Annotated in this window: 3 protein-coding genes; 2 read left to right on the top strand and 1 reads right to left on the bottom strand. The window is 70.3% G+C overall.

What is annotated here, in order from left to right; translation table 11 throughout:
• A partial coding sequence (locus ACFWGZ_RS41255) for a hypothetical protein (protein ID WP_382457019.1) occupies window positions 1–239 on the bottom strand: 239 nt, incomplete at its 3' end.
• Window positions 240–362: 123 nt separating this feature from the next.
• Between ACFWGZ_RS41255 and ACFWGZ_RS41250 the strand changes: the two genes are divergently transcribed.
• Together ACFWGZ_RS41250 and ACFWGZ_RS41245 are read left to right on the top strand one after the other, a co-directional pair.
• On the top strand, window positions 363–542 hold the full coding sequence (locus ACFWGZ_RS41250) for a hypothetical protein (protein ID WP_382457018.1): 180 nt from the start codon (window positions 363–365) through the stop codon (window positions 540–542).
• 208 nt (window positions 543–750) lie between these two features.
• Window positions 751–1,086: Glu/Leu/Phe/Val dehydrogenase dimerization domain-containing protein (locus ACFWGZ_RS41245; RefSeq protein ID WP_382457017.1), on the top strand; the 336-nt coding region annotated here is incomplete at its 3' end.

Genomic DNA, 1,086 nt, shown 5'->3' with positions numbered 1-1,086 from the left:
TACCAGGAGAGGTTGTACGCGGACCCCGGATGCCGCGCGGCGAAACCGGCCCAGGCCAGCTGCGCCGCCAGATCGCCGCCCCCGGTCGCCAGCGCCAGCGCCCACAGCAGGTGGAGCGGCAGGGCGACGAGCACCGCGATCCCCGGCACCCGCCACCGGTCCGCGGCCCACCACCGTCCGCCGACCGCCCCGGTCACGGGGGTGCGGGTGCGGGTGCCGGTGCCCTCGGTGATCGCCACTCGCAGAACCTAGGCCGCGGCGGGGTACAGCCTGCTACACCACGGCCTCGGGTGGCTGCTCCATTCCTGGGCATCGTCCGAACGGAGCAGGATGAGGACCACACCACGACACGGAGGAATCCCATGAAGGCCCTGCTCTGGCTCGTCCTTCTCGGCGCGATCGCCGGGAACGTCTCGCTCAACCTGATGGAGGACAGCGGCCTGCACATCGCGCTGAGCGTCGTCTCCGGCGTGATCGTCCTCGCCTCCGGAGCGGGCCTGTGGATGCTGCGCGGCGGGCGCGACGGGGAGGCCCACGGTTAGGAACCGGTCCACCAGGGGAGATGCCCTTGCACGGATGCCGGGGGTAGCTGGGAGAATCGGTCCGCCACAACGGTTCAGTACGTCGCTTCCGTGAGCCGCAGAGCGTGCGATGTCGAGCGACGCCCTCAATGGGGAGGGGGACCGCCGACACCTCCCGGGACGGGGGTGTCTTCGCGCGCCATGCCCATCGACGGAAGGTCTTGACCTGATGCAGGCCACCCCTGATTCCGTAACCCCGTACGCCGGCGAGAACCGCCTCATCGAGAAGCTGTACGGAGAGGTTCTCCGCCGCAACCAGGGCGAGAGAGAGTTCCACCAGGCCGTCCGCGAGGTCCTGGAGACCCTCGGCCCGGTCCTCGCGCAGCGTCCGGAGTTCGTGGACGCCCGGATCATCGAGCGCGTCTGCGAGCCGGAGCGCCAGCTGATCTTCCGGGTGCCGTGGTCGGACGACTCCGGCGACATCCACGTCAACCGCGGCTTCCGGGTCGAGTTCAGCAGCTCGCTCGGCCCGTACAAGGGCGGACTGCGCTTCCACCCCTCGGTC

Source organism: Lentzea sp. NPDC060358 (assembly GCF_042725365.1).
Lineage (GTDB): Bacteria > Actinomycetota > Actinomycetes > Mycobacteriales > Pseudonocardiaceae > Lentzea.
This window is presented reverse-complemented; position numbering and strand designations above follow the sequence as displayed.